The organism is Deltaproteobacteria bacterium (genome assembly GCA_019308995.1).
Classification (GTDB): Bacteria; Desulfobacterota; Desulfarculia; order Adiutricales; family JAFDHD01; genus JAFDHD01.
This window is the reverse complement of sequence record JAFDHD010000176.1, coordinates 1-6,505: the sequence shown is the minus strand read 5'-3', so window position 1 is coordinate 6,505 and position 6,505 is coordinate 1. Positions and strand designations below refer to the sequence as shown.

6 protein-coding genes and 1 pseudogene are annotated in these 6,505 nt (G+C 49.0%); 1 reads left to right on the top strand and 6 read right to left on the bottom strand.

What is annotated here, in order from left to right:
• The 4 genes and pseudogenes from JRI95_16435 to JRI95_16420 form a co-directional block, all read right to left on the bottom strand.
• Positions 1-180, bottom strand: a pseudogene (locus JRI95_16435) (propionyl-CoA carboxylase).
• Between the two features lie 3 nt (positions 181-183).
• A complete protein-coding gene (locus tag JRI95_16430; protein ID MBW2063131.1) occupies positions 184-1,338 on the bottom strand; it encodes a nitronate monooxygenase in 1,155 nt (384 codons plus the stop codon).
• A gap of 97 nt (positions 1,339-1,435) precedes the next feature.
• Positions 1,436-2,554 carry an acyl-CoA/acyl-ACP dehydrogenase gene (locus tag JRI95_16425; protein MBW2063130.1) on the bottom strand — a complete coding sequence of 373 codons (1,119 nt, stop codon included), beginning with the start codon at positions 2,552-2,554 and terminating at the stop codon, positions 1,436-1,438.
• Positions 2,555-2,570: 16 nt separating this feature from the next.
• Positions 2,571-3,776 (bottom strand): acyl-CoA dehydrogenase family protein, encoded by a 1,206-nt coding sequence (locus JRI95_16420; GenBank protein ID MBW2063129.1) that lies wholly within the window; start codon positions 3,774-3,776, stop codon positions 2,571-2,573.
• Between the two features lie 353 nt (positions 3,777-4,129).
• Here JRI95_16420 and JRI95_16415 point away from each other — a divergent pair, with 353 nt between their 5' ends.
• The gene (locus JRI95_16415; GenBank protein MBW2063128.1) at positions 4,130-4,312 is read left to right on the top strand and encodes a helix-turn-helix domain-containing protein; all 183 of its coding nucleotides are present in this window, start codon (positions 4,130-4,132) and stop codon (positions 4,310-4,312) included.
• Between the two features lie 397 nt (positions 4,313-4,709).
• Here the strand turns inward: JRI95_16415 and JRI95_16410 are convergent, their stop codons facing one another.
• Together JRI95_16410 and JRI95_16405 are read right to left on the bottom strand one after the other, a co-directional pair.
• Positions 4,710-5,546: a trypsin-like peptidase domain-containing protein gene (locus JRI95_16410; protein ID MBW2063127.1), complete on the bottom strand. Its 837-nt coding sequence runs from the start codon at positions 5,544-5,546 to the stop codon at positions 4,710-4,712.
• 585 nt (positions 5,547-6,131) lie between these two features.
• On the bottom strand, positions 6,132-6,505 hold a 374-nt coding region (locus JRI95_16405; GenBank protein MBW2063126.1), incomplete at its 5' end, for a hypothetical protein.

Here is a 6,505-nt window from a genome sequence, read left to right as displayed (position 1 = left end):
GGTGGGGGCAAACTCCACCGTGGGCCATCCAAAAATAAAATCCGGACCCATCTTGCTGCATCCCATGGTGATGTTCGATCCACCGTATGACCGTCTCAGGACTAAGGTGACTTTGGGATTGGTCAAATGTGAGTATCCGTGCAGATTCTTGGCCCCGTGCCGGATAACGCCCATCCTTTCCTATTATTCAGCGATAACAGACTCCGGCAGTCTCCTGGTTAAGATATCAACCGTCTCTTCGACCATCTCTTCGACTATTTGGGCCGCTGGTGTTACCTCATCAATAAGACCGGCTACCTGGCCAGAGAACGGTCCCATGTACTCTTTCATTTCAGCCTTATTAAACATTTCAGCCAAGGCAGAGGCTAACAATCCTTGAATGCCGAGTGGAAGGGGTTCAAGACCCGAGTTTTCCCACAGATCATGCAGCTGATTGTAGATTGCACGGGAAGTTTTACCTGTATAGAGATAAGTTCTCCTCGTGTCCTCGTCCGTGGCCTCGACAATGGTTTCCTTCTGTATGGGTAGCGCCCCGGCTTCGACCGATGCCAGAAAACGGGTGCCTACCCATACGCCAACACACCCAACAGCCAGCGCCGCGGCCAAGCCCCGGCCATCACCTATTCCCCCGGCTGCTAAAAGCGGAGTCGAAGCCGCCGCGTCAACCGCCTGAGGCCATAAGGCCATAGACCCGACGCGCCCCGTATGGCCGCCGGCTTCGTGGCCCTGTGCCACGACCAAATCCGCGCCGGCCTGGGCGATGCGCCTCACATTCTTTGTATTTCCAGAAATGCCCAGTACTTTCATGCCAGCCGCGTGAGCGTCTTCAACCATAAAGCCTGGATTGCCAAGACCGGCGCAAAAGAGCGGAACCCCCTCTTCTATGCAGGCTTTGACTGAAGCGTTGGGCCGTGAGGTCGTGCTTCCTGAGGCAAACGATGACTCCAGATCCGGCAGCCTCATTTCCTCTTTAATTTTCATGAGCCATTCAAAGTGCTCTTTGGGAAGCCTTTTAATCAGTTCAGTCAATGGAATTTCAGCGCCTTTTTCAAACGGCTGATCACCCATCTCGACGAACTGTTTCGGAAGAAGTATATCCACTCCAAACGGCTTATCGGTCAGCTTTTTAATCTCACGAATCTGCTCTCTCATCTCCTCGACCGTAAAGCCCGCCGCGCCCAACACGCCTAGCCCACCTGCCTCGGAAACGGCCACTACAAGTTCAACTGTAGCCCCAGCCTTTTCACCGACCAGACTCGGCCCCATCCCGGCGCTCAGTATGGGATATTCGATATTCAAAATGTCACAGAGTTTCGTTCTGAGAATTCTTTTACTCATTGATTCTTCTCCTACTTACTTAAGGTATTTATTAAGTTGTTACAGCAATTGTTCTGAAATAGCCATGGTGATTCATTTTGATTTGCTTCCAGATTCCTTAGAGTCCAAGGTGTTGGGCTACCTTTTCCAGATGATGGTCCGTATCCCCGAAGGCAATGGACGCGGCCTTGGCTTTGCGATAGAAAAGGTGCATATCGTGCTCGTCGCAATAGGATATTGCCCCGTGAATTTGATGCCCCAGTTTTATCACTCGATTGGAAGCCGCGCTGGTGTAAGACTTGGCCATGGCCGCCTCCTTTGCCGCCGGCAGCCCCTGGGCGATCTTCCATGCGGCCAGGTAAGTAATATAACGGGCGCTGTTAAGGTCAATGACCATGTTGACGCAGTGGTGCTGGATAGCCTGAAAAGTTCCGATCAACCGGCCGAACTGCTCGCGCTCCTTGGCATAAGCCAAGCTCATCTCGAAGGCCGGCTGCATGCAGCCGAGCATCTCGGCGCATTTGGCTAGCGCACCCCTTTCCTCGAGAGTGGCCAGCAAATCGTTAGCCGGTTGGCCCAAGGCCAGTAGATTCTCTTTGGGCACCTTGACGTCCTCGAAGACAACTTCGCACTGCTTGTCATAGCTCAGCGTATTAAACAGCTTCATCTTAATGCTGGGGTTGTCCGCTTTGACTAGAAACAGGGCCAGACCCTCGTTTGCTACTCGGGCCGCGCAGAGAATATAGTTCGCTGACCGGGCGTATTCCACGAACAGTTTTGTGCCGGAAATGATGTAAGAATCACCTTCCTCCACAGCGCTGGTATTGACATTAGAGAAGCCGTACCAGTTCCCCGGTTCAATCAGCGCATAGGAAACAACCAGTTCCCCGGCGATTATCTTTGGCAAAAGGTCCTTTTTCTGTTCTTTAGAACCGGCAAGCAAAAGAGCCGTGCCTCCGATGACGACAGTGGAGAAGAAAGGCGCGGGCAGGCAGGCCTGTCCCATGACTTCAATGAGGATAGTCAGATCAAGAAAATCCCCCCCAATTCCGTCGTATTCCTCGGGGATCAAAACACCCATCCAGCCCATTTCCGCCATCTTATGCCAAAGTTCTTCCGGGTAATCATCCTCCCACTCCCTCACTTCCCGCACGAGGGATTTGGGACATTCGGCTTTTAGGAAATCTCTGGCGGAATCCTTAAGAATACTCTGTTCGATATTCAGATTGAGATCCATGACTCATGTACCCCTTTCATTCCCTGGGTAAACCCAGGCCCCGCCGGGCAATGATATTGCGCTGAATTTCAGACGTACCGGCCCCGATGGTGGCGGAAATGCTCTCTAGAAATCCGCGGGGTATAAGGGCCCTTATGGGGGTATAATCCGATTCTTCGACGATCTGGGCGTATGGTCCCATAATATCCATGGCCACCTCGGCTATGCTTTGGGCAAGCTCAGTGGAAACCACTTTGAGAATCGAGGATTCCACGTGGGGGTCCCTCCCCTTGTCCAGCATTTCGGCGGTTCTCCAGACGAGTATATACCCAATCTCGATCTTGGTGGCGATTTCGGCCAGTTTATTTTTCACCGACCTGTTTTCGCTCATAGGCCTGCCGTCGCGCTCCGTTGTTTTGACATAATCCACAATTTCCTCGAACATGCGCTTGAACCCGCCAATACCCACCAGCGTAACCCGCTCAAAATCCAGGGCGGTCATGAGGTGATAGAAGCCTCTGTTCTTCTGGCCGATCAGGTTCTCTCTGGGAACGCGGACGTTATCGTAAAAAACCTCGTTGAAATGATGCTGGCCCAGAATGTTGAGCACCGGGCGCATGGTGATGCCCGGACTTTTGTTATCAACGATGAAGAAGCTGACCCCGCGGTGTCTTCTGGCGCTGGGATCCGTCCTGGCGATGAGCCAGGCATAGTCCATGACATGAGCGCCGCTTGACCAGACCTTCTGGCCATTTAAAACATATTCGTCGCCGTCCTCAATGGCCGTGGTCTGGATTCCGGCCAGATCCGATCCGGCGTTGGGTTCGCTATATCCGAGCCACATACGGATTTCACCTGAAGCGATCTTGGGGATCCATTGCTTCTGCTGTTCCTCGGTCCCGATCCTCAGGAGTGTCGGCCCGACTATCCCGGCGGCGATGACATCAACGACCGGGGCGCGATAATAGCTCATCCGTTCATCGAATATGGCCTGTTCCATGTTGGTGTATTCTTTGCCGCCATATTCTTTGGGCCATGAGATTGTGAGCCATCCCTTTTCGATTATCTTGGCCCTGAACCTTTCGGCTGTCTTGTAGTTTTCCTCGGTGCGGTAACCACTGGGGCTGTAACCGCCGGGCCAGACAAGGGGTATATCAGGCCAGTCCGGCGGAAGTTCTTTCTTCAGGAAGTCTTCCACTTCATTATAGAAGGCCTCTTCTTTTTCATTGAATTTAAATTCCATAGCCATTCCTTCCTCTAGTTTTCAGTTTGTGTATGAGTCTTGTCCTGTATAACGCCTGCACTACTAAAGCGGCAACCGGACAGGAAAACAATCGAAAGACTGATCAAACATAATGGTTGAAAGTATTTGGCCTGCCCTTTGCGAACAGGGGTTAAGCTGTGAGGCGAAGTAAAAAACTTCATAACTCAGAGCCACAACAAAGGAGGCAGACCATGGAGACTAATTTACTGTATATTGGTTTGGATGTCCACAAGGATTCTATTGATGCATGTGTAGTTTTAAAACATGGGTAACACTCCGAAGGTGTTAACTCTGCACAAGTTACATCACCCATAACGGAGGTTACCCATAGGATGCAATTTACCAGAGAAGAGCAGATTAGGCGAAGATTAAATTGGTTTATCGAGGCCAGGGAACTAGGCAGCGTCACCCGAGCTTGTAAGAATTGTGGCATATCTCGTAAGACCTACTACAAGTGGTGGAACATCTATCAGGGCTCTGGCGGCGATGAAGACAGCCTGGCCGATGAGGGCTAAGAGTCTTGGTATGAAAACGCCCTGTGCCGAAACAGGGATATGCAATGACTGCGATGGACTGCGATGTGCCGCAGCGAATCTGCCGCATTACAACTATTCTGCATCGTAAGCCGATGATGTCTGATATCTCAGTGATTCTGGTCAACCAGGCTCTGGGATTCTGACACAAATGAGGATGATCAGGAAAGCCATGTAGGTTGGGTAGAGCGAAGCGAAACCCAACATATTTATTCATGTCCGACCTCATTTTCAAAGATCAATTCTTGGCTTGCACCCCAATTTTGATCATAAATCCCTTTTCTTACGTAACGATGGAAACTTGAGAATTTCCAATCCTGGGGCGATTCAAATAAATTATGTTTAACCGGATTGTAGCCTTAACGTAGTAAGATTAGGCTTAAAAGCCTCTTTTCCCCTTGAGTTCGTTGCTAAAAAGGAGTTCATGAAGTTTATACCCTGGTACGACTGCCGCGATCCCCATGTTTGAAACTGCAATCGGCACCTTCTTAGTTTCAACGATTTTGATCTCATGGGCATCGAGGAATGTACCTTGCATAACACCTGCCAGTTTGAGAATGGGAGAGCCGACTACAATGCTTCCCGGCTCACGATCGCTACCTAAATAGAAGAAGACCGGTGCACCGCTGTTCCCGCCGTATGATCCCGCTTCAATAAGATAAAGTTCCATCAATTTACCTTGCCACTCAATTTGCTCTTCTGTCACAAGAGCAACTTTTCCGAATCTAACGACAGGGTAATTTCTCTCAGCCCCCGGGTACGGCATAAATAGGCCGGTGAAAAATACGTCAGAGCCTTCACGAATCTTAAGCTCTTTGTAGGTCTCTTTTGTCGTGATCATATCGTCAGGAAGAAACTTGAAATCAAACTTATCTTGATCAGGGAGAAACGGAATGATGGCGATATCTACTGAAGAATCACTGTGCGTGAAAACAGTGCGTTGCTCGCCTTCAGCAATTATGGGGATAGAACCGATTTGCGAGCCACCATCTTTCTTGTTCAACCGAACGAACACTTTATCGAAGAAATCGGTTGTTTTCGGCTTATATAGAACGTGTTTCGCAGTAACCAGATACACACTGAACGAATTAGGATTAGAAGGATTCTTAACTCCTACGAAAAAGCCCGTTCCATTCGGAATGAGCTTTCCTTCCTCGTTTGTAAAGAAAATGAAAGCCACCACAGATTTAATTTCGGATGGTACTGGGGCTGCCATTACAATCCCTCCCATTATGCACATGATCAGTATTGTAGTAACAGAATAGCGAATAAGGCGATTCGTTTTCATGTTTCTCTCCGGCCAACAATTATTAGATTGATCCGCAGAAGACGCGGAATCCCAGTTTTCTGGCCGTATAAAACTCTTTTTTTTTGCCGATGGCTTAAACAATATATCTATATCAATCAGACACTTGCGTCTCTTTGAATGTTTTATCATGGTGTCTTATACGGATCAGCAAAAAACCTCCTCGATAACCTCTTTGTGGCAATGTACGAGCGTTCATACATTCTTGCATTATACTTGAATCTCAGCATATTTAACAATACTGATGATATTCTTCAATTTTCGGAACAATTCAACTGAATAACAGGAAAAGATAACACCATGTAACTTGCTATAAATAATAGGAAAAACAGCTTTTGTTACGTATAGCTTGCCATAATCGCTACCAACACCTACCGCTAATCATTTTCGGTTTCATTTAGTAACATTGAAAAGTGACGCATTTTAGACTCCCCAAATTAATCTTCCGTTTTCGAGGGTTCCAATTTTCGAAAGTTGATTGCCATATCATGAAATCTAAGACAACTCATTATTACATATTGCAGTTGTAATTTCAACTTTGGCCGGGGTGCGGTCCGGGCCTCCGAACTCCTTTTCCATGTTGTCGAGCAGGGTCACCATAAGCCAGTAGGTATCTGGCATATGATCCGTTTGAGCTAAAATAGCTTCCTTGCCCGCCACATAAGGCCCTTGGACCCAATCCTTGCCAAATCGCTCCGCGGCTGACCTGATCGTGCCCAGGGTCATTTCCGGATGAAACTGCAAACCGATTGCCGGGTAGGTCCGGCTGATAAAAGCCTGATGGGGACTGGCTTCAGAGAAAGCCAGGCTGGCGCAGCCTGACGGCAGGGAGAAGTGGTCGCTGTGCCAGAGAAATGTCCGAAAAGGGT

What these genes read in the sequence shown, in the direction of transcription:
- JRI95_16430 (MBW2063131.1), bottom strand. Translation starts at nt 1,338, where the DNA reads ATGAGTAAAAGAATTCTCAGAACGAAACTCTGTGACATTTTGAATATC.
- JRI95_16425 (MBW2063130.1), bottom strand. Translation starts at nt 2,554, where the DNA reads ATGGATCTCAATCTGAATATCGAACAGAGTATTCTTAAGGATTCCGCC.
- JRI95_16420 (MBW2063129.1), bottom strand. Translation starts at nt 3,776, where the DNA reads ATGGAATTTAAATTCAATGAAAAAGAAGAGGCCTTCTATAATGAAGTG.
- JRI95_16415 (MBW2063128.1), top strand. Translation starts at nt 4,130, where the DNA reads ATGCAATTTACCAGAGAAGAGCAGATTAGGCGAAGATTAAATTGGTTT.
- JRI95_16410 (MBW2063127.1), bottom strand. Translation starts at nt 5,546, where the DNA reads ATGGCAGCCCCAGTACCATCCGAAATTAAATCTGTGGTGGCTTTCATT.